This is a genomic window from Janthinobacterium sp. NKUCC06_STL, assembly GCF_019345455.1.
GTDB lineage: Bacteria > Pseudomonadota > Gammaproteobacteria > Burkholderiales > Burkholderiaceae_D > Janthinobacterium > Janthinobacterium rivuli.
Genome location: NZ_JAHKQY010000007.1, coordinates 138,622 through 163,386 on the forward strand (window position 1 = coordinate 138,622; position 24,765 = coordinate 163,386).

Below are 24,765 nucleotides of genomic sequence, written 5' to 3' on the forward strand. Positions count from 1 at the left end.
AGGAGCAACACCATGCAATCCATCTACACGCAATTACGCCGCGGCTTCCTCGGCTTGTTCATGCTGGGCCTGCTGGCCGCCTGCCAGAGCACGCCAGAGACCAAACCCGTGTTCAACGCCGAGCAAGTCGCCACCCTGAAGGAGCAAGGCTTCAACCAGACGGACGAAGGCTGGGAACTGAGCTTTACCGACAAGCTGCTGTTCGAGTTCGACGCCGCCAAGCTGATCCCGCCCAGCCGCGTCGCCATCCAGAAAATCAGCGCCGCCCTGCTGAAAGTGGGCATCACCCACATGCGCGTGGAAGGTCATACGGATAACGAAGGCACGGAAGCGTACAACAACAAGCTGTCGCTGGCGCGCGCCAACGTGGTGGCCGACGCCATGAGCGCCTCGGGCATTCCACGCGACAACATCACCGTCAAGGGCCTGGGCATGAGTAAACCCGTGGCCTCGAACGCCAGCAAGACGGGCAAGGCGGAAAACCGCCGCGTCACCGTCATCGTGTCGGCGCCTTGAACATGGGCGTGCCCGCCGTGCGCTGGGTCGTGATGGGCGTGTCCGGCTGCGGCAAGAGCGCCGTCGGCAGCCTGCTGGCCGACGCCCTGCACGTGCCCTACGTGGAAGGCGACGATGTGCATACGCCGGAAAACGTGGCCAAGATGGCGGCCGGCATTGCGCTCGACGATGCCGACCGGGCCGGCTGGCTTGCCGCCCTGCGCGAGCGCATCGCCACGGCCCGCGCGCAAGGCAGCGGCCTCGTCGTCTCCTGCTCGGCCCTGAAGCGCGCCTACCGCGACGTGCTGCGCGCAGGCGACCCGGCCCTGCGCTTTGTCCACTTGCACGGCCCGCGCGCCGTGCTGGAAAGCCGCTTGCAGCGGCCCGGCCATTTCATGCCGGCCAGCCTGCTCGACAGCCAGCTGGCCACCCTGCAGCCACTGCAGGCGGACGAAGCCGGCATCGTGCTCGACATCCGCCAGCCGCTGGCCGTGCTGGTGGAACAGATCCTGCAAGCGCCCTGAACGGCGGCCGCGCGGCTGGACAGCCCGCGCCCCCCTGTGTAGACTGGCGCGCACTTTCATGAGGGATTTTTATGAGCACACCAACGACAAAACCAGCACCGGGCCCGGAATTTTGGGAACGCGCCGACCAGGTCATTGCCCTGGCCAATGAGCAATGCATGCACAGCGGCGGCAATGAAGTCGCCACCTCGCTGCTGTACGCAGCTGCCCGCTTCAACGCCTTCCTCGTCGCCAGCAAGAGCAACGACGTGGCCAAGATGCAGGAAGAAAAGGAAGGCGCCGTGGCCTTCTTCACGGAACAGTACAAGCGCATGCTGACCGACAACTTCAACGACTACATCACCAACTTCGACAAGTACACGCAACCGTCGTCGGCTCCCAAGGGTTGATGACGGCAGCCAGCCTGGACAGCCACCGCGCCCGCGCCAGCCACGCCAACAGCGTGCTGGACGGCACGGTGCGCTTTGCGCCATTGCCATCGCTATGGCTGGCGGCCATGCTGGCCGGGGCCGCGACTGGCGCCCTGTGCTTCTTCAGCTGGACGGGCGTGGCGCTGTTTATCGTCAGCACGGCCATCGTCCTGCTGTTCGGCCACTCGCTGGGCAGCCACCGCAAACTGATCCACGACAGCTTTGCATGCCCAAAATGGCTGGAATACCTGCTCGTGTACCTGGGCGTGCTGGTGGGCCTGAGCGGCCCGCTGGCCTTGCTGCGCCAGCACGAACTGCGCGACTATGCCCAGCGCCTGCCCGACTGCCACCCCTATCTGCGCCACGGCGCCGGCTTCTGGCGTGATGCCTGGTGGCAATTGTTCTGCCGTCTCGATCTTGACCACCCGCCGCACATCGCCATCGAAGCGCGTATCGCGCACGACCGCTTTTACCGCTTTCTGGAAAAAACCTGGATGCTGCAGCACCTGCCGTGGGCCCTGCTGTTCTACGTCTGGGGCGGCTGGGGTTTTGTTTGCTGGGGCGTCTGCGCGCGGGTCAGCGCCGGCGTGCTCGGCCATTGGCTGATCGGCTACTTCGCCCACAACCATGGCCAGATGCATTTTTACGTCGACGGCGCCGCCGTGCAAGGCAGGAATATCCGCCTGACCTCGCTGCTGACCATGGGCGAATGCTGGCACAACAACCATCACGCGTATCCGGGCTCAGCCAGGCTGGGCCTGCGGCCGGGCGAATGGGACCCGGGCTGGTGGATGCTGCTGCTGTTGCGGCGCCTGGGACTCGTCTCCGCCCTGCGCCTGCCGCAAGACCTGGCGCCGCGGCCGGAACTGCGCGAAACGGCAGACCGCAGATAGTTATTGACCAATCGTTCACCAATGCCTATAGTGGTGGCAGACACGGGGCATCCCGCCCCGCCGCACACTTTGCACCGCTACCATGGCCAGACCCCGCAACTTTGACGAAGCCACCGTGACCAGCCAGGCTGCCGCCGTCTTTGGCAGCCTGGGCTACAACGCCGCGTCGATCGATGACCTGGTCAAGGCTACGGGTTTGCTGCGCGGCAGCCTGTACAAGGCTTTCGGCTCCAAGCGCCATCTGTTTGAGCGCGTGCTGACACAGGCACTGCAGCCTGGCTGGCCGGCGCGGGAAGAAGCCGTCGATTTGCTGATCATCGCCTTGAAGGAACTGGCGCCCTCTGACGCCGCCATCACGGCGCTGTGCCGTGCCGCCGTACTGGACACGGGCGCCGATACGTCCCGCCTGCTGGGCGAACGCCTGTTAAGCCATCTGGATCAACCACCGAAGGAGACACCATGCCCAGCCTCGAATTGAACGACGATGCACTGACCATCCGCCTGGCCCTGTGGGAAAAGCTGGCATCCTTCCACGGCAACCTGTGCATTCCCCTGCGGCATGTGCGTGGCGCCACCGACGATGACGGTTTCCGCGGCGCGGCCCTGGGCTTGCGCGCACCGGGCACCAACTTGCCGGGAGTCATTTCGGCGGGTACTTACCACAAGGGCGGCGACCGCCAGTTCGTCTTCATGACGCGCGGCATGCAGCCACTGGTCATCGAATTGCAAGGCGAAAAATGGGCGCGCCTGGTACTGGGCGTGCCCGATGCGCGCGCCATGGCGGCGCGCATCAATGCGCTGGCCACGGCGCCAGCCTGACGCATCAGCCCGGTTCGCCCGCCAGGTAGTTGTTCTTCACGCGCACGTAGTGTTCCGCTGAATAGCGCAGGTAGGCGATCTCCGCTTCAGTGAGCGCGCGCACCTTGGCGGCGGGGCGGCCCACGTACAAATGGCCGCTTTCCAGCACCTTGCCCGGCGACACCAGGCTGCCCGCGCCCAGCATCACGTGCTTTTCCACCACCACGTCATCCATGACGATGCTGCCCATGCCGATCAGGCACTCGTCGCCGATGGTGCAGCCGTGCAGGATGACGGAGTGGCCGATGGTCACGTACTTGCCGATAGTCAACGGTGAACCGTCGGGCTTGGCCGCATTCCTGTGCGACACATGGCCCATGGAAAAGTCCTGGATATTGCTGCCTTCGCCGATGACGATGCGGTTGACGTCGCCGCGCAGCACGCTGTTGCACCAGATGGAGCAGTCGTCGCCGATCTGCACGTCGCCAATCACTTGCGCCGTGTCATGCAGGTAGACGCGCTCGCCCACGACGGGACGGGTATTCAGGTAGGAACTGACTGGCATCGCTTTCTCACTCTTCATTAAATTGAAACAACAGGATTCACACCCAGCCGGCGGCCAGCGCAAAAATCGCCAGGCCATGGGCCAGGGAGGCGCCCAGCAAGCCGGCACGGCAATATACCAGCCCCGCCACCACACCTTCGATCACGGTGAACACGAGAATGGGCGCACCCACCTGCGTGACGGTGGTGGCAAGAAAAGCGTGGCACAGGCCAAACAGCAGGCCCGACACGAGCGCCGCGCGCCAGGCCGGCAGCCAGGCGCGCAATTGCTGCTGCAGCAAGCCGCGAAACAGCAATTCTTCATAACAGTTGGCGGCCAGCGCAAAGCCCAGCAGCAAGGGCAGCGCAGATGGCGCGACGGGCGGCAAGGACGGCAAGGCAAACAGGGCTTTCAAGCCCGTCGCCAGCGCGATGATCAGTGCGGCGCCCGCCACACCCAGCAGCACGGACAGGGCCGGGCGCATGCCCAGCCAGTGGATCTGGCGGCGCGCCTCGCTTTCCAGCCAGCACGTGGTGGCCACCAGCCCCAGCGACATGGCGCCCAGCGCCAGCAAGACCAGCGGCGGCGCCGTGAAGCGCAAGCCGCCCGCCGCCACTTGCCAGTAGCCGTGCGCCGTCATCGCATCGCGCGCCAGCACGAAAAACAGCATGTGCACGAGCACGCGCAGCAGCGGCACCGACCGCGGCACCGCCAGCAACAAGGCGGCGCAGACGAGGAAGGCGGGCGTGATCGCCAGCAGATACTGCGCCAGGGAAGTCAGGTCGGCCATCGCTCACATCGGGGAAAGTACGGTGCCAACGGGCACGGGCGCAGCAATTGTATGCGGCGACTGGCACAACGGGCAACCTGTCTTGCTATGCCGCCTTGCGCCAGCCATGCATCAGCCCATGCGCCGCCAACCCGGCCGCCAGCCCCCACAAGGCGCCGCCCACGCCCAGCAGGGTCACGTTCGCGGCCGTCGCCAGGAAGGTGATCAGCGCCGTTTCGCGCATGCGCACGTCCGCCATGGCCTGCGCCAGGCTGTTGCCGATGGCGCCCAGCAGGGCCAGGCCCGCCAGCGCCGTGATGAAGGGGCGCGGCAAGACCATGAACAGGCTGGCCAGGGTGACGCCGAAGATACCCACCAGGATGTACAGCACGCCGCACGCCAGCCCGGCGACATAGCGCTTCGACGGGTCCGCATGCGCATCCTTGCCCGTGCAGATGGCGGCCGTGATGGCAGCCACGTTGAAGGCATGCGCGCCGAACGGCGCCATGAGCAGCGAACCGAGTCCCGTCACCGTCAAAATCGGATTGGCGCTGATCTGGTAACCGTCATTGCGCAGCACCAGCATGCCGGGCATGTATTGCCCCGTCAGGGTGATCAGGAACAGGGGCAACGCCACGCCCAGCAGGGACGCCACGGAAAAGCGCGGCATCTCGAACACGGGCGCAGCCAGGGCCAGTGCTATGCCTTGCGCATCGATGCGCCCCTGCGCCAGCAGCAGGGCCAGGCCGATCAGCATGATGCCCACCACGGCAAAGCGTGCCGTGAAACGGCGCAGCACGGCGTACGACAGCAGCAATACCGCCACCAGCACGGGATCGGCGCTGGCGCCGCCAAACGCATTCACGCCAAACTGCAGCAGGATACCGGCCAGCAAGCCGGCGGCGATGCCACCGGGGATCAGCAGCACAAGGCGCTCGAAGGCGCCGGACATGCCCAGCAGAATGAAGGCGATGGCGGACACGATATAGGCGCCGATCACCTCGGCATACGGCGTGTGCGGCATGACGGTGGCGAGAAAAGCCACGCCGGGCGTGGACCAGGCCGTGATGATGGGCGCGCGGTAGCGGTAGCTGAGCCAGATGCCCGTCACGCCCACGCCGATGCTCAGCGACCAGACCCAGGACGCCGTCTGCGCGGCGCTCAGCTGGGCCAGCTGGGCCGCCTGGAACACCAGCACGAAGGTGCCGCCATAATTGACGAGGACGGAAATGAAGGCGGCCATGGCGGGGGACGCCAGGTCGCGCCAGCGCGCCCGGTCGGCCATAGCGGCGCTTGTTGTGGTGGTTGTCATGTATATGCCTCTGCCATTAAAAGCGAGCATATTAATGGTTACATGGACTGCCCAAGCAGGCCATTTCAAGCGCATGCGACAGACCACTTTGACGACATTAACCGAGCGCGCGGGCCAGGCGGACGATGCCGCTGTCGATCTCGTGCGGGGTCAAGGCCGCAAAGCCCAGCAGCCAGCCGCCGCGCGCCGGCGGCGTCGCGTACAAGCGGCTCAGGCCTGGCAACACGATACCCGCCTGCGCCGCCAGGCGCAGCGTGTCCAGCTCCACCCTGCCCTCGTGCAGCAGACAGGGCATCTGCAAGCCGCCCGGCGGCAGCTGCGCCGTGACGACGTGCGGCAAGTGCCGCTGCACGGCCTGCGCCATCGCATCGCGGCGCACGGCGTAGACCTTGCGCATGGCGCGCACGTGGGCAGCGAAATGGCCATCGGCGATGAAACGGGCCAGTGTCAATTGATCGAGTTGCGGCGTGTGGCCATCGAGAATGCTGCGCGCATGGGTCATCGGTTTGACCAGCGCGGGCGGCAGCACCATGTAGCCGATGCGCAGCCCCGGATACAGCGACTTGGCGAAGGTGCCCAGGTAAATCGTGCGCTGCCGCGTGTCGAGTCCCTGCACGCACGCCCTCGGCAAGCCCGCGTAATGAAACTGGCTGTCGTAATCGTCCTCGATGATCCAGCCCTGGCGTTCCGCCGCCCAGGCAGTCAGGGCCAGGCGGCGTTCGAGCGCCAGGGTGGCGCCCGTCGGGTACTGATGCGACGGCGTGACATACACCGTGTTCGCGCCGCTGCGATCCGCCCGCAGGTGGTCGATGGACAAGCCATCTGCATCGACGGGCACGGGCACGACTCGTAATTGTGCCATCTCGAACGCCTTGCGCGCGCCGAAATAGCCGGGGTCTTCCATCAGGATGGGGCCATGCGCATCGGCCAGCACTTGCGCGCACAGATACAGGGCCTGGCGCGTGCTGCTCAGCACCAGCACCTGGCTGGCCGTGGCCCGCGCGCCCCGCTCCAGATTCACATAATCGGCGATGGCCTGGCGCAAAGGCTCGGCCCCTTGCGGGTCGCCGTGCAGCAGTATGCCGGCACGGTGTTCGCCGACCGCCTGGCGCCGCAAGCGCTCCCACACGTCGAGCGGAAAGGCCCGCGTTTCCGGCAAACCCGTGGCGAAGGCTTTGACGGTCTGCTGGTCGGCCACGCCGCCGCTGGCGAGAATCTGTGCGCCGCGCGCGCTGAGCGCCACCGGCTGCGCCGGCATGGACAGCGGCGCCACCGCCGGCTTGCCCAGCAAGTTCGCCCCTATCGTCGGCGAGACGAAACTGCCCGATCCCGCCTGGCGCTCGATATAACCGTCCAGGCGCAGCTGCGCGTACGCCATTTCCACCGTGTCGCGCGACACGCCCAGCGACTGCGCCAGCGTGCGCGTGGCCGGCAGGCGCAGGCCGGGCGCCAGCACGCCATCGAGTATCAGCTGGCGCAGCGCGCGCTGCACCCGCACGCGCAAGTCGAGCGCCGCCAGTTCGGGCGCGGCGATGCGCATTTTCAGGGTGTCGAGTTCGAACTGCGGTGTCATACGGCTTTGGCGCGGGCGGCAGCAACGGCAGCCACGGCCGCCATGCTGCTGGCCAGCGAAAAACCGTGCTGCTGCAGCACCGCCACCAGCTGTTCGCCGGCACAGCCCAAACGCAGGTTTTCCGCCACCCAGTCCTGCCATGCCGCGCCGATCTCCGGCATCGGTTCATCTTCCAGCGTGAGACCGAGTATGCATGTGGCCAGCAAGGCGTTGATGCGCTTCGTGTCGATCAGGTGCTGCACCACCGCATGGCCCGACTGCGGATACGGGTGCAAGGTGCAGCGGCCGAACGCAGCCAGGCGCTGCGCGTGCATGGCGTCGAGGTTGACCGATTCGCTGGCGCTGGCGCCCACGCTGGCCACGTCGGGCCGAGTGCCGAACACCAGGTGCAGCTGCGTAGCGTCCGTCGCCCTGGCGCGGCACAGGGCCGCCAGGTCGTAGTAGCCGGACGCCGGCGGGTCTTGCGCCAGCGACTCCATCACGGGCAGCCAGCGCAGCTCATGGTACAAGCGCGCCTGCTGCACGTCGAGGAAAGACAATGGCCCGAAGGCGACGATTTGCTGCACGTCCAGCAGCAAGCCATACATGACGGCCCCATACGCGCCCATGGACTGGCCGACGGTCGTGACCTGGCTCGGTGCGATGCGGCGCACAAGCTCGCGCAGGGCTTGCGCCGTCTCGTCGACGTGGTTGCCCAGGCCCGCGATGCGGCGGTGGTACCAGGCATTGCCCGAATCGCGCACGAGAATTTTATTCAGATGCTGGCCGCTGGCCTGTTCCAGTTTTCTCAGGCGCCCGTAAAAATCGAAGGCGGGACGCGTGGTCCACGAAACGAAGCCGAAGGCGATCACCAGCGGCGCGCCGGGCACGATCCGGTCGACCAGCACATCGTCGGCAGTGGTGGCGACGAGTCGATTATCCAGCGCTTGCGCTTGCAGCATCGGCCAGGCTCCCCGATCAACGTTAAAAGAATAGAAAACATGAGTTTAATGCCAGGACTGGCAAAATGGAAACAATCGCCGCTGCCGTGCGCTGAGCGGTGCGAAAAACCTGCTAGTCTGCAGGCATTCCCCCCTCACAGGAGCATCCCATGCTGCATCGCCTGACGCATCATCTTAAATACCTTCCCCTCGCCGCCGCCATCGCCATGGCCGGCGGTTGCGCCGCCACCAGCGACAGCGCCAAGCCGAACGCCAGCCTGACGAATACCTACTGGAAGCTCACGCAGCTCGATGGGGCTCCCGTGGCGATGGCGCCGCAGCAGGAGCGCGAAGTGCGCATTACCCTCACCGACGATGGCAAGGTCACCGGTTTCACTGGCTGCAACCGCGTCATGGGCGGCTATACCGTGGCCGGCACGGCCCTGCGCTTCACCCAGCTGGCTGGCACGCGCATGGCCTGCCCGCCCCCTTTGATGCAGCTGGAAAGCGCCGTGCTGGCCAATTTGAACAGCGTGACGGGCTACCAGCTCGACGGCGAGAAGCTGATCCTGCTCAAGGATGGCGCGCCCGTGGCCAGGTTTGAATCGGTCTACCTGTGAAATAAAAATCGACTGCCGTTACAATGGCTTCCAGCCCATCATCTGGAAGGAAGCCATGTCCGCACTGCCCTCGCCGTCTTCATCCCCGCTACCGTCGGCCGCAGGCCGCTATCGGGCTTTTTTGTTTGACATGGACGGCACCGTCATCAATTCCATCGCCGCCGCCGAACGCATCTGGGGCACGTGGGCGCAGCGCCAGGGCCTTGACGTGGCGGCCTTTTTGCCCACCATCCACGGCGCGCGCTCGGTCGACACCATCGCCAAACTGCGCTTGCCCGGCGTCGACGCGCAGCGCGAGTCGCAAGGCATCACGGATGCGGAAATCATCGATGTGGAAGGGATTATTGAAATTGCGGGAGCGCTGCGCTTTTTGCAATCGCTGCCGCCCGCGCAATGGGCCATCGTCACCTCGGCGCCGAGGGCACTGGCCACTGCCCGCCTGAAGGCGGCCGGCATGCCGATACCGGCCATCATGGTGACGGCGGAAGACGTCAAGGCCGGCAAACCAAAACCCGATTGCTATCTGCTGGCCGCTGAAAAACTGGGCGTGGTGCCCTCCGACTGCCTGGTGTTCGAAGATGCGTCGGTCGGCATTGAGGCGGGCGAAGCGGCTGGCGCGAAAGTCATCGTCGTCACCGCCACGCACGCGCACCCGCTGGCCACCCGCCACCCGGCCATCGACAATTATGAAGCCATCGTGGCAAGCGTCGATGGCGACGGTTTCATCGTGCTGGCCGAGACGGCTGCAGCACCCGCGACAAGATAGCCTGCTCCAGCGCGGCGAAAGCCGCATGGCCGCGCTGTCGCGGGCGCGGCAAGTCCACCGGCACGTCCATGGTGATCTGGCCCTCCTCGATCAGCAGCACGCGGTCGGCCAGAGCCACGGCTTCGGCCACGTCGTGCGTCACCAGCACGGCCGTGAAACCGCGCGCCAGCCACAGCGACTCGATCAGCTGCTGCATCTCGATGCGCGTCAGGGCGTCGAGCGCGCCCAGGGGTTCGTCGAGCAGCAGCAGTTGCGGCTCGTGCACGAGGGCGCGTGCCAGCGCCACACGCTGTTTCTGCCCACCCGATAACGCCGACGGCCAGTCGTCGGCCCGTTCGGCCAGACCCACCGTCCACAGCGAAGCGGCCGCCGCACCGACGGAGCGGGGTAGCCCCAGGGCCACGTTATCGAGCACCGTCTTCCACGGCAGCAGACGCGATTCCTGGAACATGATGCGGATGTCGGGCGCGCCCACGCCGCTGCCGATGGCGATGCTGCCGTCATCGACGCTCTCCAGGCCCGCGATCGAACGCAGCAAGGTGCTCTTGCCGCAGCCGCTGCGTCCCACGATGGCGACGAACTCTCCCGCTTCCAGCTGCAGGTCGACGTTTTTCAGCACCGGACGTTCGCCATACGCCTTGCTCAATTGCGTCAGCTCCAAAGGCACGCCACGGCGCGCCAATGGAGCCTGCGGCGCGGCCTTCGCCTGCGGCGGCGCGCTGGCCGGGTCGTACTGCACGAAGTGCGACAAAAAATCCGTTTCGATCTGGATGGGGGCAAGCAGCATGATGTCTTCCTTCGTCATTTCGTCACTATCGGTAGGCGGGATTCCAGCGCAGGCAGTGGCGCTCCAGCCGGCGCGAGAACAGATCGGCCAGCTTGCCCAGCAAGGCGTACAGCAAAATCCCCACCAGCACCACGTCCGTTTGCAGGAATTCGCGGGCATTCATGGTCATGTAGCCGATGCCGGCCTGCGCCGAGATGGTTTCGGCAACGATCAGCAGCACCCACACGAGGCCCAGCGAAAAGCGCACGCCGACCAGAATCGACGGCATGGCGGCCGGCAGGATCACGTCGCGGTACAAAGGCCAGCCGGACAAGCCATAGCTTTTCGCCATTTCGATCAAGCCCTGGTCGGCCGAGCGGATGCCGTGAAAGGTGTTCAGGTAGACGGGAAAGAACACGCCGACGGCCAGCAGGAACAGCTTGGCCGTTTCATCGATGCCGAACCACAGGATCACCAGCGGGATCAGGGCCAGGGCCGGGATGTTGCGCACCATTTGCAAGGTCGTGTCGAGCAGGGTTTCCGCGTGGCGGAAGCTGCCCGTCAATAAGCCCAGCAGCAAGCCCAGTCCCGCGCCGATGGCGAAACCGACCGTGGCGCGCCACAAGCTTGTTTTCAGGTGCAGCCACAATTCGCCCGACACGGCCAGGTGCCAGAAGGCTTTCGCCACGGCCCACGGCTCGGGCAGGATGCGGCTCGACAGCCAGCCCCACTGCGCCGCCAGCTGCCAGGCCAGCAGCAGCGCCACGGGCAAGGCCCATGGCGCCAGCGAATCACGCCACGGCGCGGCGCCTGCCCGTTGTATCGAGCCGGCCGCCATCTCAGGCCGCCTTTTTCTGTGGCGCGGCAGGCACGATATTGCTGGCCATGACTTCGCCGAAGGGGCCGCTCAAGGACTGCTCACCCACGGCCTTGCCCTTGCCCAGCAGCGGGAATACCAGCTCGGCAAAGCGGTACGACTCTTCCAGGTGCGGGTAGCCCGAGAAAATGAAGGTGTCGATGCCCAGGTCCGCGTATTCCTGCATGCGCGCCACGACCGTCGGCCCATCACCGACGAGGGCCGTGCCCGCGCCGCCGCGCACCAGGCCCACGCCGGCCCACAGATTCGGCGACACTTCGAGCTTGTCGCGCCGCCCGCCATGCAGGGCCGCCATGCGCTGCTGGCCCACGGAATCCATCTTGCCGAAGGCCGCCTGCGCCTTGGCGATGATGTCGTCGTCCAGATGGCTGATCAGTTCATCGGCCGCGCGCCAGGCCGCCTCGTTCGTTTCGCGCACGATCACGTGCAGGCGGATACCGAAGCGCACCGTGCGGCCCCGCTTGGCCGCGCGCGCGCGGATGTCGGCGATTTTCTCGGCCACGGCGGCCGGCGGCTCGCCCCACGTCAGGTACACGTCCATCTGCTCGGCCGCCAGTTCAAGCGCAGGCTCCGACGAGCCGCCGAAATACAGCGGTGGATATGGTTTCTGCACGGGCGGATACAGGGTTTTCGCGCCTTTGACCTGGATATGCTTGCCCTCGAAATCGTAGCCGGCCGCGCCGCCCTCGCCCGCCAGCGTGGCGCGCCACACCTTGATGAATTCATCGGAGATTTCATAGCGCTTGGCGTGGTCAGCAAACAGGCCGTCCGCTTCCAGTTCGCCCTGGTCGCCGCCCGTGACGACGTTGATCAAGAGACGTCCGTTCGACAGGCGGTCAAAGGTGGACGCCATGCGCACGGCCAGGCCGGGCGTGGACAGGCCGGGGCGGATGGCGACGAGGAATTTGAGCTTTTGCGTCACGCTGATCAGCGACGAGGCCACCACCCATGCATCTTCGCAGGAGCGGCCCGTCGGCAACAGCACGCCGTCGTAGCCGAGCGTGTCGGCGGCCACGGCCACCTGGCGCAAATAATCGGCATCGACGGGACGCGCGCCTTGCGACGTGCCCAGGTAACGGCTGTCGCCGTGGGTAGGGATGAACCAGAATATATTCAACGACATGGTATTTTCTATCTCTCTTTGTTTATTTGGTGGCGACTTGCTTGACGGGCAGCAGCGCGTCCTTGACAACGATCGGTTTGGGAATCAGCTTCAGGCTGGAAAACGCGTCCGCCACCCTTTGCTGCGACGCGATGACGTCGACCGACACGGGTTTGACGCCATACGCATAGCGCGAGGCGGCCAGCGCCACGACATCCTTGCCCAGCCCCGTCTGTGCGGCGAGGATCGTCGCCACTTCCTCCGGGTTGTTGCGGCCCCAGTCGTCGACCTTGGCCACTTCATCGAGCACGATGCGCAGGATCTCGGGATGCTTTTCCGCATACGTGCGCGAGGCCAGATAAAACTGGTAGTTCGCCACCAGGCCCTTGCCATCGGCCAGCACGCGGGCGCCCAGCTGCTTTTCGGCGGCCGCCAGGAACGGGTCCCAGATGGCCCACGCATCCACGCTGCCCCGCTCGAAGGCGGCGCGCGCATCGGCCGGCGGCAGGAACACGGGCTGGATATCGGCATACGCGACACCAGCCTTTTCCAGCGCTTTCAACAACAAGTAATGTACGTTCGAGCCCTTGTTCAGGGCGATTTTCTTGCCCTTCAAGTCGGCCAGGGTGCGCAGGCCGGAACCCTTGGGCACGACGATGGCTTCGCTGGCCGGCGACGCCGGCTCATTGCCGACGTAGACCAGGTTGGCGCCGGCCGCCTGCGCAAAGATCGGCGGCGCCTCGCCCACGGTGCCGAAATCGATGCTGCCCACGTTCAAGCCTTCCAGCAGCACGGGGCCGGCCGGGAACTCCGTCCATTTCACGCCCACGCCCTGCTCAGCCAGGCGTTTTTCCAGCGTGCCGCGCCCTTTCAACAAGGTCAGGGTGCCGTATTTCTGGTAGCCAATGCGAACCTGCACCTGCACCTGGACCTCCCCTTTGACTTGCGCCTGCGCCGCGACCGGCATGCCGGCCGCCATCACGCCGGCGGCGGCGGCAAACAGCAGGCCCAGGGTGGTACGGCGCGAGAGGCGTTGTGCGTGGCGGTGTGTCATGGCGGTTCCTTGGTCGGTGAATAATCAGGCGGCTTGATACTGAGGCGCGTAAGGCTGGTCTTGCAGCGTACGCACGGGGTGCGAGACCTCGGCTGGCGCGGTCGGACGGCGGCCCTGCAGCACGAACAGGCCCGTGGAGAGTTCCTCGATGCCGGCCTGCACGCGGTCGGCAATCGGCGCGTCCAGGCTCAGGCCCCCTTCTTCGTGCCACGCCAGTTGCTGCGCATTGGCATAGATGCTCGTGAAGACTTGCTTGGCGCCCAGCGCATGCAGCACGGGACGCAGCGCATAGTCGAGCGCCAGGGTGTGGGCATGGCCGCCGCCCGTGGCCAGCGGCAGTACCAGCTTGCCGGCCAGGCCATCTTGCGGCAGCAAGTCGAGGAAGGCTTTCAGCAGCCCGGTATAGGAGGCCTTGTAGATGGGCGTGGCGATCACGATGGCGTCAGCATCGGCCACGGCGCGCACGGCGCGGGCAATCGCCGCGTCGTCGTAGTCGGCCAGCAGCAAGGCGCGCGCCGGCAAGTCGCGCACATGCAGCTTGGCGTAGCTGTGGCCCTGCAGCGCCAGCTGTTCGCCGATATGCAGCAGCAGGCGGCTGGAACTCGATGGGAGTTGCGGGCTACCGCCCAATAACAAAATGCTCATGTGATGCCCGTCCCTGTACGTTGTCGGATTGGAGTTACTCGGATGCTTGCAGCCTATCGCCATCAGCAGCCGTGTAAAACGAATGCTTTCGCGCTTCGATATGCGTTTTTTGACTATCCGGGCCTGACGCCCCGCACGCCATCGCGCATTCTGCCGCGCGGTTTTTTTCGCATATCCATGCGCGGTTTTCTTCGTGTACGGCGCACGCGGGGCGGTGCAATATCGGCGTCATCGTCTTTCTGGAATGTCACCCATGTCTAGCGTTTTTCTCCATGCCGCCCGTCCCCAGCCGCCTGTACCGGAACCCCTGCAGGACGCCATCAGCATCGCAACAAAGCTGGCCGCTCGCCTGGCTGAAACGGCCAATGCCCGCGACCAGGCCGGCGGCCATGCGGCGCAGGAACGCGAATGGCTGCGCGAATCGGGCTTGCTGACCCTGTCGATCCCCGTGGAATTCGGCGGCCAGGGCGCGTCGTGGCCCCTCGTGTACCAGGTGATCCGCATCCTGGCGCGGGCCGACAGTGCGCTGGCGCATGTCTTCGGCTTCCACCATTTGCAGCTGGCCGGCCTGCAGCTGTATGGCAGCGCGCAGCAACAGCGCCGCCTGCTCACCCTGACCGTCGACGAGCGCCTGTTCTGGGGCAATGCATTGAACCCGCTCGACAAACGGGTCACGGCTACCGACAGCGACGACGGCTATATCCTTGACGGCATCAAGAGCTTTTCTTCCGGTTCCGTGGGATCGGACTGGCTGACCGTCTCCGCCTGGCATGCGCCCACGCAGACGGCGCTGATCGCCGCCTTACCCACGCGCCAGGATGGCGTGACCGTGCAGGCGGACTGGGACGCCTTCGGCCAGCGCCAGACGGACAGCGGCAACGTGCATTTCCAAGGTGTCGCCCTGCCGCGGGAGCTGGTGCTGCAGGCGCCCGCGCAGGCCGCCACGCCGCAAGCGACCGTGCGCTCGCAGATCGCGCAGCTGATCATGGCCAATCTGTATTTGGGCATCGCCGAAGGCGCGTTCGAGGCGGCGCGCCTGTACACGGACGAACAGGCAAAGGCCTGGTTTGCCTCGGGCGTGGACAAGGCAACGGACGACCCATTGGTGCAGCACCGCTACGGCCAGCTGTGGCTCTTGCTGCGCCCCGCGCAAGTGCTGGCCGACTCTGCAGCGCAGGAACTGGAAAAGGTGTTCCGCAAGGGGGCGCTGGTGACGGCGCGCGAACGGGGCTTGCTGGCCGTGTCCGTGGCCGAAGCCAAGTGCCTGGCGCACAAGGCAGGACTCGAGATCAGCAGCCAGATGTTCGAACTGACGGGCGCCCGTTCCACCTCGGCCCAGTATGGATACGACCGCTACTGGCGCAACGTGCGCGTGCATACCCTGCACGACCCCATCGACTACAAGCTGCGCGACCTGGGACGCTTTGCCTTGACCGGCACGGTACCTGAGCCGACGGCGTACTCGTAAAACCACGGCCTGGGCGAATCGATACATTTACGCCGCAGGCTATTTAGCGGACTTCCGGGGTCAGACCCGGCGGGTCTGACCCCAGTTCTTCACTATGCAGGAGTTAACATGACCATCGCCCGCCGCAGCATCCTCCTCACCGCCCTGACCCTCGCCCTGGCGAGCAGCTTCGCCCACGCCAAGGACCCGAAAGACATCACCATCGGCACCAGCGCCGGGCCGTACGCGGACCAGATCAAGCTGGGCATCAAACCTATCCTGGAAAAGCAGGGCTACAAGGTCAAGCTGGTGGAATTCAATGACTACATCCAGCCGAACTTCGCGCTGGCCGAAGGTTCGCTGGACGCCAACGTCTTCCAGCACATCGTCTACCTGAAGAAATTCGCGCTGGAGCACAAGCTGGCCCTGACGGACCTGATCACGATCCCCACGGCGCCGATTGCCATCTACAGCAAGAAGCACAAGACGCTGGACGACGTGAAGGAAGGCACGACGGTGGGCTTGCCGAACGACCCGACCAACCAGGCGCGCGCGCTGTTGCTGCTCGACCAACTAGGATGGATCAAGCTGCGCGCCAGCTTCGACCCCGTGCGCGCGTCGGAAAAGGATATCGCCGTCAACACGAAGAAAATCAAGCTGCTGCCGCTGGAAGCGGCGCAGCTGCCACGTTCGCTGGGCGACACCGATTACTCCTTCATCAATGGCAATTACGCGCTGGCGTCGGGGCTGAAGCTGACGGAGGCGCTGGTGGCCGAGAAAATCTCGCCCAACTACATCAACCTGGTGGCCATCCGCACGGCGGACAAGGACAAGCAGTTCGCCAAGGATCTGGCGGCCGCCTACCGCTCGCGCGAATTCCTCGACATCACGAATAAACACTTTGCCGGCTATTCGAAACCCGACTACCAGCAAGCCTTGCAGACGGCAGCAAAATAAGCCATGGCAAAGACGATACGTTTCAACGCCTTCCAGATGAATACCGTCGGCCATCAGTCGCCGGGCCTGTGGACGCATGCGCGCGACCGCAGCCACCGCTACACGGACCCTGCGCACTGGACGGAACTGGCGCAGCTGCTGGAAGCGGGCCTGTTCGACGCGGTGTTCCTGGCCGATGTGCTGGGCGTGTATGACGTGTACCGGGACAGTCTCGATGCGGCCCTGGAACACGGCGTGCAGGTTCCGCTGAACGACCCGCTGGCCCTCGTGCCCATCATGGCGCAAGCGACCACGCACCTGGGTTTCGGCGTCACCTGCGCCCTCACCTATGAACACCCGTACACGTTCGCGCGGCGCATCTCCACCCTCGACCATCTGACGGGTGGACGCATCGGCTGGAATATCGTCACCGGCTATTTAGACAGCGCGGCGCGCAACCTGGGCCTGCAACAGCAGCTGGGCCACGACGAACGCTACGATCTGGCCGACGAATACCTGGACGTCGTCTACAAGCTGTGGGAAAAAAGCTGGGACGACGACGCCGTCGTCAACGACAAGGCACGCGGCATCTACGCCGATCCGGCCAGAATCCATCCAATCAACCATGCCGGGCGCCACTACCAGGTGCCCGGCATCCATTTGTGCGAGCCGTCGCCACAGCGCACGCCCCTGCTGTACCAGGCGGGCACCTCGCCGCGCGGCACGCGCTTCGCGGCGCGCCACGCGGAAGCCACCTTTGTCAGTGGCCCCAGCAAGACGGTGGTGAAACGCTATGCCGACGACTTGCGCGCCGCCGTGCGGCAAAGCGGGCGCGATGGCGACGCGCTGCTGATCTACGCGCAGGCACTCGTCATCACGGGCGCCACGGAAGCGGAAGCGCGCGCCAAGCATGCCGACTACCTGCGCCACGTGAATATCGAGGCGTCTCTGGTGCTGCTGTCCGGCTGGACGGGCGTCGATTTCAGCCGCTATCCGCTCGACGCCACCATCGACTACATCGATTCCCCGGCCGGCCGCTCGGCGCTGGCCTCGTTCAGCCAGGCCGACCCGGACCGCACGTGGACGGTACGCGAAGCGGCCGAATACATCGGCCTGGGCGGACGCGGCCCGGTACTGGTGGGCGATGCGCGCCAGGTGGCCGACCAGCTGGAAAGCTGGCTCGATGAAACGGGCATCGACGGTTTCAATCTCGCCTTCGCCGTCGCCCACGACAGCATGGCCGACGTGGTAACCCACATCGTGCCGGAACTGCAGCGGCGCGGCCGCTACCGCACGCAATATGAAGAAGGCAGCTTGCGCCACAAGGTCTTCGGCCAGGGCCCGCGCCTGCCTGCCGGTCATGCGGGCCGCCAGGTCAGCATCGCACCCGCGTCCGAATCTGCGCTGGCAGCCTGACGCATCACTCTTACCTCAAGGACTTCATGAAACGCAGAACCATCTTGCAACTGGCCGCCAGCGGCGCCACCCTCGCCGCCTTGCCCGGCCTCACCCGCGCCGCCGCGCAGGCGCCCTTGAAGGAGCTGCGCCTCGACTACGCCTATTATTCGCCCACCAGCCTGGTACTGCGCCGTTTCGGCTGGCTGGAAGAAGCGTTCAAGCCGGACGGCACCAGCATCAAGTGGGTGCTCAGCGCAGGCAGCAACCGCGCACTCGAATACCTGAACGCCAACAGCATCGACATCGGTTCGAGCGCCGGCCTGGCCGCCCTGCTGGCGCGCGCCAACGGCAACCCTATCCGCGCGCCGTATATTTTTTCGCGTCCCGAATGGACGGCGCTGGTGGTGCGCAAGGATAGTCCCATCCGCAGCATCGCCGACTTGAAGGGCAAGAAGGTGGCCGCCACCAAGGGCACCGACCCGTATCTGTTCCTGCTGCGCGCATTGAAGACGGCGGGCCTGAAACGCGGCGACATCGAACACGTCAGCCTGCAGCATGCGGATGGCCGCGCGGCGCTGGAGCAGGGCAAGGTTGATGCCTGGGCCGGCCTCGACCCGCACATGGCCGCCAGCGAACTGGAAACGGGGTCGCGCCTGATCTACCGCAACGTGGCCTTCAACACCTACGGCTTCCTGAACGTGCGCGAGGACTTCCTCGCCAGCCGCCCGGCCGAAGTGGGCAAGGTGATACAGGCCTACGAACGGGCGCGCGCCTGGATCCGTGCCTATCCGGCCGAGGCGGCGAAGATCCTGTCGGAGGAAGCGAAGGTCAGCCTGCCCGTGGCGCTGCTGCAGGTAAAACTGCGCAGTGACTTCAGCAATCCGCAGCCGTCGAACGAACATGTGAAGGCCCTGCTGGTGGCCGCGCCCATCCTCGTCGATGAAGCGCTGGTCAAGTCCGGTGCAGACCTGAACCGCGCCATCGCGGATCTGGTCGACACCCGCTTCGCCGCCCCCTTCATCAGCAAGGCGTAATCGGTCATGGCCAGAGACACGCTCGCCGCGCCAGCACAGGCCAACGACACGGGCGTGCGGCGCAAGTTTCCTCCCTTGCCGCGCTCGGCGCTCGGCCTGCTGCTGCCCGTGCTAGGGCTGCTGGCGGCGGAACTGGGCGTGCGCACGGGCGCCATCCCCGCCAACCTGCTGCCGGCGCCCAGCGACATCGCCGCCACCATCGCCGACCTGGCGCGCCAGGGTCTGGCCGGCCATGTGCTGGCCAGCACCGTGCGCGTGGCCATCGGCTTTGCGGGCGGCGCGCTGCTGGCCATCATGCTCGGCGCAGCCGTGGGCTTGAACCGCACGATGGAGGCGCTGCTCGACCCCACGTTCCAGGCCTTGCGCGCGATTCCCTCGCTGGCCTGGGTGCCCTTGCTGCTGCTGTGGCTAGGCATTGATGAAGCGCCGAAACTGGTCCTAATCGGCATCGGCGCCTTCTTCCCCGTCTACATGGGCGTGGCGTCGGGCATCCGCGACGTGGACCGCAAGCTGATCGACGCGGCGCGCATGTACCGCTTGAGCCGTCCCGCGCTGGCGCGGCGCGTGCTGCTGCCGGCCGCGCTGCCGGCCATCTTCACGGGTCTGCGCAATGGTTTGAGCCTGGCCTGGATGTTCATGGTGGCAGCCGAATTGATCGCCGCCAGCCAGGGCCTCGGCTATCTGCTCAGCGACGGGCGTGAAACGAGCCGCGCCGACATCGTGCTGGCCACCATCGTGCTGCTGGCCGTGCTGGGCAAGGCCAGCGACAGCCTGATGCAGCGCCTGGAAACCCGCTTGCTCGCCTGGCGCGACAGCTATGCCACCACCTGACGAAAGCCCCCACGCATGACTGCCCTGCTTGACATTGCCATCCATGACAAATCCTATGGCGCGCGGCGCGTGCTGCATAACCTCCAATTGCAGCTGCGCCAAGGCGAGATCGTCAGCCTGATCGGCGCCAGCGGCTGCGGCAAGAGCAGCCTGCTGTCCATCGTGGCCGGTCTCGATACGGACTTCCGCGGCACCCTGCGCCTGGACGGCCAGCTGCTGGCAGGAGTGCACGCCGACATCGGCCTGATCTTCCAGGAACCGCGTTTGTTTCCCTGGCTGACGGTGGCGCAAAACATCGCCTTCGGCCTCGGTGCCGGTGGCGAAGACGATCCCAGGGTCGCGCAGTTGCTGGAAGAAATAGGCTTGCAAGGCCATGCGCACAGCCTGCCCAAGCAGCTGTCGGGCGGCCAGGCGCAACGGGCGGCGATTGCCCGCGGCCTGTTCGGCCAGCCCCGCATCCTGCTGCTGGATGAACCGTTTTCCGCCGTCGACGCTTTTACGCGCATGAAGCTGCAGGACTTGCTGGCCGCCGTCGCCGCGCGCCATGGCTTGAGCGTGCTGCTGGTGACGCACGATATCGATGAAGCGCTGTACCTGAGCGACCGCATCGTCATGCTCGATACGCGCGCCGGACCGCCGCGCGCCCACTACGACGTGGCCGCGCCTCGCCCCCGCCTGCGCACGCCGGCAGCGCAGGCGCAATTGAAGGAGGCCATCCTCGGCGAACTGCACGCCGCGCACGCGATCTGACACCAGGCGCCATTTGCGTCCAGCTCCGTTCCATGTCAGCATACGCCACCCTGGCACCACGGATAAGGAACGCAATGCCCCCCACTCTTACACGCGCGCTGGCACTGGCGCTGCTGGCAGGCCATGGCTCCCTGGCATGGGCGCAGGCGCCAGTCACGGCGCCGACGCCGGGCTGCGACGTCTGCGCGACCTGGAACGCGGACCAGACACCGTTCCGCATCGTCGGCAATACCTATTATGTGGGCGTGAAAGGCCTAAGCTCCGTGCTGGTGACGTCGCCGCAGGGCCACGTGCTGATCGACGGCGGCTTGCCGGAATCGGCGCCCAAGATCATCGCCAATATCGCCGCCCTGGGCTTTCGCATCGAGGACGTCAAGCTGATACTCAATTCGCATGGCCATATCGACCATGCGGGCGGCCTGGCCGAACTGCAGCGGCGCAGCAATGCGCTGGTGGCCGCCAGCCCGTCGGCCGCGCTGGACCTGGCGTCGGGCGAAGTGGGCCCGGACGACCCGCAATACCACGCGCTGCCCAAGTACCCGCCCGTCAAGGACATGCGCCTGGCGCGCGATGGCGGCCAGTTCAACGTCGGCCCCGTCAACCTGACGGCGCATGCCACGCCGGGCCACACGCCCGGGGGCTTGAGCTGGACGTGGCAATCGTGCGACGGTCCCCGCTGCCTGAACATGGTCTACGCGGACAGTGTCAACGCCGTTTCGCGTCCCGGCTTCAAGTTCAGCGCCAGCAGCGAGTATCCGAACGCGGTGGCGGACTTGCGCCACAGCTTCGAAACGCTGGAAAAACTGCCGTGCGACGTGCTGATTTCGGCCCACCCGGAGGCGTCGCAATTATGGGAGCGTCTGGAGGCCAGCGCCACGGCCGGCAGCGAGGCGTTCATCGACCCGCAGGCTTGCCGCACCTACGTGGCGGCGGCGCGCACGGTGCTCGAATCCCGGCTGGAACAGGAGCGGTAGGATTGTCAACCGTGCACGCTGGCGCGGCGCCAATCTGCTACGCTGGCGCCATTCATTTAAAGAAGGATTGCCATGTTTAAACTCGCCAGCCTGATTCCCCTCGCCGCCATCGTCGCCATCACGGCCGGCTGCGCGCAAACGCCCTTACGCAGCGACGCAGCCGCCGCCGCGCCAGGCGCCACCTCGCCCGCCAAGCCGGCGCCGAAGCTGACGGGCACGCAGTGGAAGCTGAAGGAATTGAAGGGCAAGCAAGTGGTGCGCAAGGCGCCCGAACAGCGCGAAGTGACCCTGCAGCTGGCTGATGGCCGCGCCAGCGGCAACAGCGGCTGCAACCAGATGATGGGCGGCTACACCAGCGATGGCGTCAGCACCTTGAACTTTGGACAGATGGCCGGCACCATGATGATGTGCCAGCCGCTGGACATGGACCTCGAGCGCCTGCTCTTGAGCACCCTGGGCGAAGTCAATGGCTACCGCTACGCCGACCAGGAATTGCTGCTGCTGAAGGATGGCGTGCCCGTGGCGCGGTATGAAGTGCTGACGGTGAAGTAAACCCAACCGCAAATACCGGGGTCGTACCCTGAGGGTACGACCCCAGTTTCTGCGCTGGGGTTCGTTTTCCCTTCCATTCTTCTCAGTCGTTGCGCATCTGCGCCTGCGATACATTGCTATTCGCTGGCACGCTCTGCGTCAGCCACACATTTCCCCCGACAGTCGATCCCGCGCCGATGGTGATGCGCCCCAGCACGGTCGCGCCCGCGTAGATGACCACGTCGTCCTCGACGATGGGGTGGCGCGGCGTGCCCTTGATCAGCGCACCGCTTGCGTCAGCCGGGAAGCGCTTCGCGCCCAATGTCACGGCCTGGTACAGGCGCACCCGCTGGCCGATGATGGCCGTCTCGCCGATCACCACGCCCGTGCCGTGGTCGATGAAGAAGGAGGCGCCGATGTGCGCACCCGGATGGATGTCGATGCCCGTCAGGGTGTGCGCGATGTCGGCGATCAGGCGCGCCAGGAACGGCGCACCCAGCGCATGCAGACGGTGCGCCAGGCGGTGGTACAAGATGGCGATGGTGCCCGGGTAGCACAGCATGATCTCGGCCACCGAGGTGGCGGCCGGGTCGCCCGCATACGCGGCCTGCACGTCCGACACCAGCAGGGCGCGGATGTCGGGCAGGCTGGCGGCGAATGCACGCGTGATGTCGCGCGCCTGCTGCGCCAGGGCCGCATCGTCGCTGGCGCCATCACCCTCATCGCCGGCCGGCACGGCGTGAGCCGGAGCCGAGAACAGCAGGCCGCGCCGCACCTGTTCACTGAGGCGGTTCAGGGTGGTGTTGAGGGTATCGCCGACAAAATAATCGATGCTTTCGTCCGTCAGGTTGGGCCGCCCGTAATGCGTGGGGAACAGGGCCGCCGACAGGCCGTTGACGATGGTGGTGAGCGCTTCGCGCGACGGCAGTTCACGCACCCTGCCGTTATGGCGGATCTTGTGCTTGTCTTCGCGCGAGCTGCGCAAGGCCTGGATCACGGGCCCCAGGTTCCACTGGGCCGTGTCGTCGGCGGGCGCCGCGGGGTAAATGCTATGCATGGCGTATCACTTCCAGAAAACGGCAAACAAGCCGGGTCGCCCCAGCTTAAAGGCGGCACACGACAAAGCAAACGAAGAATTTCAAACATCCATATGCAAAAAACGCATATGCCTGACTAAGAGAGGTCGCCGGCAAACCCGATTGCTTCCACTAGCGTAAAATGACGGGCTAACAAAAACACTCTTCAACATGACTAAATTATTAACATGGATTTTGGCGGGCCTGGCGATGGTCGGACCGCTTGCAATTGACACCTATCTGCCGTCGTTCCCCGCCATCGTGCAAGATTTCAATGCCAGCCCCCTGCTGGTGCAGCAGACCCTGAGCTTTTTCCTGTTCACGTTCGCCTTCATGATGCTGTTTTACGGCACCCTGTCCGACTCGTTCGGCCGCCGTCCCGTGATTCTCGTCTCGCTGGTGCTGTATGTGATCGCCTCTGTGGGCGCCGCGCTGGCGCCGTCGCTGGGCTGGCTGCTGGCCTGGCGCGTGCTGCAGGGGCTGTCGGCCGGTGCCGGCTCCGTGATCGGCCGCGCCATCGTGCAAGACCGCTATTCGGGCGCCGCCGCACAAAAAATCCTCTCGCACATCATGATGGTGTTCGCGCTGGCGCCGGCCATCGCGCCCGTGCTGGGCGGCTGGCTGCAAGTGGGCCTGGGCTGGCGCTGGATATTCTGGTTCCTGTCGGCCTTCGGCGTGCTGATGTTCGTCGTCGTCTGGCGCGCGCTGCCGGAGAGCCTGCCGAAGGAGCAGCGCCACGCCTTCCACCTGGGCGACATCGCCGTCAATTACTGGAAAGTGCTGTGCCACCGTCAGTTTCTGCTGCTATCGACGGCCATCGGCGCCGCCTTTGGCGGCTTCGCCCTGTACATCGGTTCGGCCGCCTACTTCATCATCAACATCCTGCACCTGCCGGAAACGGCATTTGCCTGGCTGTTCATTCCCCTGATCAGCGGCATGGTGTTCGGTTCGGCCCTGTCGGCGAAAATCGCCCACCGCTACAGCCAGCGCCAGATGATCTGGGCCGGCTTCATCCTGATGCTGGTGGCGGCCGCCGCCAACATCGGCTACAACTATGTCTTTGCCGCCGAAGTGCCATGGGCCGTGCTGCCGCTGTTCTTCTACTCGTTCGCCCTGTCGATCGCCATGCCGCCGATGACTTTGATGGCGCTGAACCACTTCCCCAACAACAGCGGCCTGGCGTCGTCGATGCAATCGTTCATCCAGATGCTGCTGTTCGCGCTGGTCTCGGGCCTGGTGGCGCCACTGCTGTTCGACAGCGCCTTGAATCTGGCGTATGGCGTGATGGCGGGGCTGCTGGTAAGTTTGGTTTGCTGGGTGTTTGCGCAGGGTAAAAGCGACGCGTAGGTCGGATCAGGTTCGCAGAACCGTCATCCGACAACATTGTTGGCGGGTGACGTCAGATTACGGCCACGGTGCAGGGGTGACGTCAACATACTGCGCCCCGCCCTGCTCCGGCTCTGCCGCATCGCGCGTAGCCGGCTGGCTCAACGACCCAGCCGGCGAACGCAAGCTCAAGATTTCCTTGCGCGATTCGACGAAGTCGGCGGAACTGAGCGGGTGTTGCTGGTCTGGCCAATGGCTGACGGCCCATTCCTGCAACGCTTCGTAGCGCCGCCACAGTTCGGCGATGAATTCGCGGCGCGCTTCTTCGTGCTGCTCCAACGTCTTGTCGGCGCCTTCCTCAATAGGTACTTGCATGGCTGCTCCCTGGCTGATC

At 65.5% G+C, this 24,765-nt stretch carries 29 protein-coding genes; 17 read left to right on the plus strand and 12 right to left on the minus strand.

All coding sequences use genetic code 11. The features are described from left to right. The first annotated feature begins 12 nt into the window (after positions 1-12). The 6 genes from KO539_RS20960 (at position 13) to KO539_RS20985 (ending at position 3,141) form a co-directional block, all read left to right on the plus strand. Positions 13-516: an OmpA family protein gene (locus KO539_RS20960; RefSeq protein ID WP_035817656.1), complete on the plus strand. Its 504-nt coding sequence runs from the start codon at positions 13-15 to the stop codon at positions 514-516. 2 nt (positions 517-518) lie between these two features. Continuing rightward, positions 519-1,019 (plus strand): gluconokinase, encoded by a 501-nt coding sequence (locus KO539_RS20965; protein ID WP_257626387.1) that lies wholly within the window; start codon positions 519-521, stop codon positions 1,017-1,019. 71 nt (positions 1,020-1,090) lie between these two features. Beyond that, positions 1,091-1,408, plus strand: a complete 318-nt coding sequence (locus KO539_RS20970) for a DUF3144 domain-containing protein (protein ID WP_034782889.1) — start codon at positions 1,091-1,093, stop codon at positions 1,406-1,408. Further along, complete coding sequence (locus KO539_RS20975; RefSeq protein ID WP_219311424.1) at positions 1,408-2,322, plus strand: fatty acid desaturase; 915 nt, start codon at positions 1,408-1,410, stop codon at positions 2,320-2,322. The genes KO539_RS20970 and KO539_RS20975 overlap by 1 nt, the downstream gene beginning before the upstream one ends. A gap of 82 nt (positions 2,323-2,404) precedes the next feature. Continuing rightward, positions 2,405-2,800, plus strand: a complete 396-nt coding sequence (locus tag KO539_RS20980) for a helix-turn-helix domain-containing protein (RefSeq protein WP_099379638.1) — start codon at positions 2,405-2,407, stop codon at positions 2,798-2,800. Continuing rightward, a complete protein-coding gene (locus tag KO539_RS20985) occupies positions 2,782-3,141 on the plus strand; it encodes a hypothetical protein (protein ID WP_099379639.1) in 360 nt (119 codons plus the stop codon). The genes KO539_RS20980 and KO539_RS20985 overlap by 19 nt, the downstream gene beginning before the upstream one ends. Positions 3,142-3,145: 4 nt before the next feature. Here KO539_RS20985 and KO539_RS20990 read toward each other — a convergent pair whose 3' ends face one another. The 5 genes from KO539_RS20990 to KO539_RS21010 all read right to left on the minus strand — a co-directional run bounded on the left by KO539_RS20990 (position 3,146) and on the right by KO539_RS21010 (position 8,259). After that, positions 3,146-3,685, minus strand: coding sequence for a gamma carbonic anhydrase family protein (locus KO539_RS20990; RefSeq protein WP_219311426.1), 540 nt, complete (start codon positions 3,683-3,685; stop codon positions 3,146-3,148). Between the two features lie 37 nt (positions 3,686-3,722). Next, complete coding sequence (locus KO539_RS20995; RefSeq protein WP_219311428.1) at positions 3,723-4,454, minus strand: CPBP family intramembrane glutamic endopeptidase; 732 nt, start codon at positions 4,452-4,454, stop codon at positions 3,723-3,725. An 85-nt stretch (positions 4,455-4,539) separates the two neighbouring features. Further along, a complete protein-coding gene (locus KO539_RS21000) occupies positions 4,540-5,718 on the minus strand; it encodes a benzoate/H(+) symporter BenE family transporter (protein WP_374106473.1) in 1,179 nt (392 codons plus the stop codon). Between the two features lie 124 nt (positions 5,719-5,842). Beyond that, on the minus strand, positions 5,843-7,318 hold the full coding sequence (locus tag KO539_RS21005; RefSeq protein WP_219311432.1) for a PLP-dependent aminotransferase family protein: 1,476 nt from the start codon (positions 7,316-7,318) through the stop codon (positions 5,843-5,845). Continuing rightward, on the minus strand, positions 7,315-8,259 hold the full coding sequence (locus KO539_RS21010) for a hypothetical protein (protein ID WP_219311433.1): 945 nt from the start codon (positions 8,257-8,259) through the stop codon (positions 7,315-7,317). The genes KO539_RS21005 and KO539_RS21010 overlap by 4 nt, the downstream gene beginning before the upstream one ends. 149 nt (positions 8,260-8,408) lie before the next feature. On the opposite strand from KO539_RS21010, the gene KO539_RS21015 reads away from it, so the two are divergent. Then, positions 8,409-8,858 (plus strand): META domain-containing protein, encoded by a 450-nt coding sequence (locus KO539_RS21015; RefSeq protein ID WP_176388285.1) that lies wholly within the window; start codon positions 8,409-8,411, stop codon positions 8,856-8,858. Positions 8,859-8,913: 55 nt separating this feature from the next. Next, the gene (locus KO539_RS21020; RefSeq protein WP_219311436.1) at positions 8,914-9,624 is read left to right on the plus strand and encodes an HAD-IA family hydrolase; all 711 of its coding nucleotides are present in this window, start codon (positions 8,914-8,916) and stop codon (positions 9,622-9,624) included. Here KO539_RS21020 and KO539_RS21025 read toward each other — a convergent pair. Genes KO539_RS21025 through ssuE form a run of 5 tightly spaced genes read right to left on the minus strand, consistent with a single transcriptional unit; the run spans position 9,581 to position 14,068 of the window. Next, the gene (locus KO539_RS21025) at positions 9,581-10,411 is read right to left on the minus strand and encodes an ATP-binding cassette domain-containing protein (RefSeq protein ID WP_219311438.1); all 831 of its coding nucleotides are present in this window, start codon (positions 10,409-10,411) and stop codon (positions 9,581-9,583) included. The two genes, KO539_RS21020 and KO539_RS21025, sit on opposite strands and share 44 nt — an antisense overlap. A 25-nt stretch (positions 10,412-10,436) precedes the next feature. Next, positions 10,437-11,228, minus strand: coding sequence for an aliphatic sulfonate ABC transporter permease SsuC (ssuC, locus tag KO539_RS21030; protein WP_035817638.1), 792 nt, complete (start codon positions 11,226-11,228; stop codon positions 10,437-10,439). Between the two features lies 1 nt (position 11,229). After that, complete coding sequence (gene ssuD, locus KO539_RS21035; RefSeq protein WP_219311440.1) at positions 11,230-12,390, minus strand: FMNH2-dependent alkanesulfonate monooxygenase; 1,161 nt, start codon at positions 12,388-12,390, stop codon at positions 11,230-11,232. A gap of 22 nt (positions 12,391-12,412) precedes the next feature. Beyond that, positions 12,413-13,423, minus strand: coding sequence for a sulfonate ABC transporter substrate-binding protein (locus KO539_RS21040; RefSeq protein WP_219311442.1), 1,011 nt, complete (start codon positions 13,421-13,423; stop codon positions 12,413-12,415). Between the two features lie 24 nt (positions 13,424-13,447). Continuing rightward, positions 13,448-14,068 carry an NADPH-dependent FMN reductase gene (ssuE, locus tag KO539_RS21045; RefSeq protein ID WP_219311444.1) on the minus strand — a complete coding sequence of 207 codons (621 nt, stop codon included), beginning with the start codon at positions 14,066-14,068 and terminating at the stop codon, positions 13,448-13,450. Between the two features lie 253 nt (positions 14,069-14,321). Between ssuE and KO539_RS21050 the strand changes: the two genes are divergently transcribed. The 8 genes from KO539_RS21050 to KO539_RS21085 all read left to right on the plus strand — a co-directional run bounded on the left by KO539_RS21050 (position 14,322) and on the right by KO539_RS21085 (position 21,990). Continuing rightward, on the plus strand, positions 14,322-15,536 hold the full coding sequence (locus KO539_RS21050; RefSeq protein WP_219311446.1) for an acyl-CoA dehydrogenase family protein: 1,215 nt from the start codon (positions 14,322-14,324) through the stop codon (positions 15,534-15,536). Positions 15,537-15,644: 108 nt separating this feature from the next. Then, positions 15,645-16,472 carry a MetQ/NlpA family ABC transporter substrate-binding protein gene (locus tag KO539_RS21055; RefSeq protein ID WP_219311448.1) on the plus strand — a complete coding sequence of 276 codons (828 nt, stop codon included), beginning with the start codon at positions 15,645-15,647 and terminating at the stop codon, positions 16,470-16,472. A 3-nt stretch (positions 16,473-16,475) separates the two neighbouring features. Continuing rightward, a complete protein-coding gene (locus tag KO539_RS21060; protein WP_219311450.1) occupies positions 16,476-17,867 on the plus strand; it encodes an LLM class flavin-dependent oxidoreductase in 1,392 nt (463 codons plus the stop codon). A 26-nt stretch (positions 17,868-17,893) separates the two neighbouring features. After that, the gene (locus KO539_RS21065; RefSeq protein ID WP_219311452.1) at positions 17,894-18,883 is read left to right on the plus strand and encodes an aliphatic sulfonate ABC transporter substrate-binding protein; all 990 of its coding nucleotides are present in this window, start codon (positions 17,894-17,896) and stop codon (positions 18,881-18,883) included. A 6-nt stretch (positions 18,884-18,889) separates the two neighbouring features. After that, entirely contained in the window at positions 18,890-19,714 is an 825-nt protein-coding gene (locus KO539_RS21070; RefSeq protein ID WP_219311454.1) for an ABC transporter permease, read from the plus strand. A 15-nt stretch (positions 19,715-19,729) separates the two neighbouring features. Then, complete coding sequence (locus KO539_RS21075; RefSeq protein WP_219311455.1) at positions 19,730-20,464, plus strand: ABC transporter ATP-binding protein; 735 nt, start codon at positions 19,730-19,732, stop codon at positions 20,462-20,464. Between the two features lie 74 nt (positions 20,465-20,538). After that, positions 20,539-21,438 carry a subclass B3 metallo-beta-lactamase gene (gene bla, locus KO539_RS21080; protein ID WP_219311457.1) on the plus strand — a complete coding sequence of 300 codons (900 nt, stop codon included), beginning with the start codon at positions 20,539-20,541 and terminating at the stop codon, positions 21,436-21,438. 72 nt (positions 21,439-21,510) lie between these two features. Next, entirely contained in the window at positions 21,511-21,990 is a 480-nt protein-coding gene (locus tag KO539_RS21085; protein ID WP_219311459.1) for an META domain-containing protein, read from the plus strand. 82 nt (positions 21,991-22,072) lie between these two features. On the opposite strand, the gene epsC is transcribed toward KO539_RS21085, so the two are convergent. Further along, entirely contained in the window at positions 22,073-23,026 is a 954-nt protein-coding gene (gene epsC, locus KO539_RS21090; RefSeq protein WP_219311461.1) for a serine O-acetyltransferase EpsC, read from the minus strand. Between the two features lie 190 nt (positions 23,027-23,216). On the opposite strand from epsC, the gene KO539_RS21095 reads away from it, so the two are divergent. Further along, the gene (locus KO539_RS21095) at positions 23,217-24,392 is read left to right on the plus strand and encodes a multidrug effflux MFS transporter (RefSeq protein WP_035817620.1); all 1,176 of its coding nucleotides are present in this window, start codon (positions 23,217-23,219) and stop codon (positions 24,390-24,392) included. A gap of 57 nt (positions 24,393-24,449) precedes the next feature. Here the strand turns inward: KO539_RS21095 and KO539_RS21100 are convergent, their stop codons facing one another. Further along, on the minus strand, positions 24,450-24,746 hold the full coding sequence (locus tag KO539_RS21100; RefSeq protein WP_219311463.1) for a hypothetical protein: 297 nt from the start codon (positions 24,744-24,746) through the stop codon (positions 24,450-24,452). Positions 24,747-24,765 lie beyond the last annotated feature (19 nt).

Coding starts and splice junctions, on each gene's coding strand:
- KO539_RS20960 (WP_035817656.1), top strand. CDS start 13: ATGCAATCCATCTACACGCAATTACGCCGCGGCTTCCTCGGCTTGTTC.
- KO539_RS20965 (WP_257626387.1), top strand. CDS start 519: ATGGGCGTGCCCGCCGTGCGCTGGGTCGTGATGGGCGTGTCCGGCTGC.
- KO539_RS20970 (WP_034782889.1), top strand. CDS start 1,091: ATGAGCACACCAACGACAAAACCAGCACCGGGCCCGGAATTTTGGGAA.
- KO539_RS20975 (WP_219311424.1), top strand. CDS start 1,408: ATGACGGCAGCCAGCCTGGACAGCCACCGCGCCCGCGCCAGCCACGCC.
- KO539_RS20980 (WP_099379638.1), top strand. CDS start 2,405: ATGGCCAGACCCCGCAACTTTGACGAAGCCACCGTGACCAGCCAGGCT.
- KO539_RS20985 (WP_099379639.1), top strand. CDS start 2,782: ATGCCCAGCCTCGAATTGAACGACGATGCACTGACCATCCGCCTGGCC.
- KO539_RS20990 (WP_219311426.1), bottom strand. CDS start 3,685: ATGCCAGTCAGTTCCTACCTGAATACCCGTCCCGTCGTGGGCGAGCGC.
- KO539_RS20995 (WP_219311428.1), bottom strand. CDS start 4,454: ATGGCCGACCTGACTTCCCTGGCGCAGTATCTGCTGGCGATCACGCCC.
- KO539_RS21000 (WP_374106473.1), bottom strand. CDS start 5,718: ATGGCCGACCGGGCGCGCTGGCGCGACCTGGCGTCCCCCGCCATGGCC.
- KO539_RS21005 (WP_219311432.1), bottom strand. CDS start 7,318: ATGACACCGCAGTTCGAACTCGACACCCTGAAAATGCGCATCGCCGCG.
- KO539_RS21010 (WP_219311433.1), bottom strand. CDS start 8,259: ATGCTGCAAGCGCAAGCGCTGGATAATCGACTCGTCGCCACCACTGCC.
- KO539_RS21015 (WP_176388285.1), top strand. CDS start 8,409: ATGCTGCATCGCCTGACGCATCATCTTAAATACCTTCCCCTCGCCGCC.
- KO539_RS21020 (WP_219311436.1), top strand. CDS start 8,914: ATGTCCGCACTGCCCTCGCCGTCTTCATCCCCGCTACCGTCGGCCGCA.
- KO539_RS21025 (WP_219311438.1), bottom strand. CDS start 10,411: ATGCTGCTTGCCCCCATCCAGATCGAAACGGATTTTTTGTCGCACTTC.
- ssuC (WP_035817638.1), bottom strand. CDS start 11,228: ATGGCGGCCGGCTCGATACAACGGGCAGGCGCCGCGCCGTGGCGTGAT.
- ssuD (WP_219311440.1), bottom strand. CDS start 12,390: ATGTCGTTGAATATATTCTGGTTCATCCCTACCCACGGCGACAGCCGT.
- KO539_RS21040 (WP_219311442.1), bottom strand. CDS start 13,423: ATGACACACCGCCACGCACAACGCCTCTCGCGCCGTACCACCCTGGGC.
- ssuE (WP_219311444.1), bottom strand. CDS start 14,068: ATGAGCATTTTGTTATTGGGCGGTAGCCCGCAACTCCCATCGAGTTCC.
- KO539_RS21050 (WP_219311446.1), top strand. CDS start 14,322: ATGTCTAGCGTTTTTCTCCATGCCGCCCGTCCCCAGCCGCCTGTACCG.
- KO539_RS21055 (WP_219311448.1), top strand. CDS start 15,645: ATGACCATCGCCCGCCGCAGCATCCTCCTCACCGCCCTGACCCTCGCC.
- KO539_RS21060 (WP_219311450.1), top strand. CDS start 16,476: ATGGCAAAGACGATACGTTTCAACGCCTTCCAGATGAATACCGTCGGC.
- KO539_RS21065 (WP_219311452.1), top strand. CDS start 17,894: ATGAAACGCAGAACCATCTTGCAACTGGCCGCCAGCGGCGCCACCCTC.
- KO539_RS21070 (WP_219311454.1), top strand. CDS start 18,890: ATGGCCAGAGACACGCTCGCCGCGCCAGCACAGGCCAACGACACGGGC.
- KO539_RS21075 (WP_219311455.1), top strand. CDS start 19,730: ATGACTGCCCTGCTTGACATTGCCATCCATGACAAATCCTATGGCGCG.
- bla (WP_219311457.1), top strand. CDS start 20,539: ATGCCCCCCACTCTTACACGCGCGCTGGCACTGGCGCTGCTGGCAGGC.
- KO539_RS21085 (WP_219311459.1), top strand. CDS start 21,511: ATGTTTAAACTCGCCAGCCTGATTCCCCTCGCCGCCATCGTCGCCATC.
- epsC (WP_219311461.1), bottom strand. CDS start 23,026: ATGCATAGCATTTACCCCGCGGCGCCCGCCGACGACACGGCCCAGTGG.
- KO539_RS21095 (WP_035817620.1), top strand. CDS start 23,217: ATGACTAAATTATTAACATGGATTTTGGCGGGCCTGGCGATGGTCGGA.
- KO539_RS21100 (WP_219311463.1), bottom strand. CDS start 24,746: ATGCAAGTACCTATTGAGGAAGGCGCCGACAAGACGTTGGAGCAGCAC.